The organism is Vibrio sp. OPT46 (assembly GCF_015163535.1).
Taxonomy (GTDB): domain Bacteria; phylum Pseudomonadota; class Gammaproteobacteria; order Enterobacterales; family Vibrionaceae; genus Vibrio; species Vibrio alginolyticus.
Genome location: NZ_JADDYG010000436.1, coordinates 1 through 293, shown reverse-complemented (window position 1 = coordinate 293; position 293 = coordinate 1). Strand labels below are relative to the sequence as shown.

Below are 293 nucleotides of genomic sequence, written 5' to 3'. Positions count from 1 at the left end.
TGGAACATTTCGACTGCAATTTGTCCGTTTTCTGCGACTTCGAATTGATAGCCTGCTTTAGATAGCAATAGAGAAGCCACTTTCTGGTTCACTCTATTATCTTCGACAAGCAAGATGCGTTCGGAGCGAATAGGCGTTACCGTTGCTTCTGGTTGCTCAGAACTTGCAGGTAGTTCATGAGTTTTATCGGGGGTGGTGTTCTCTTGGTGTGGTTCAGCAGGCGTCGTGTTGGAAACACGTAACCCAATTGCCTTATCTAACTTCTCTTTAAGCAACCCTGCTTTAAACGGTTT

The 293-nt window shown here is 45.1% G+C and carries 1 pseudogene; it reads right to left on the bottom strand.

Annotated features, from left to right (window positions below):
* Window positions 1-293, bottom strand: a pseudogene (locus tag IQR33_RS18955) (response regulator); the annotation flags it as partial.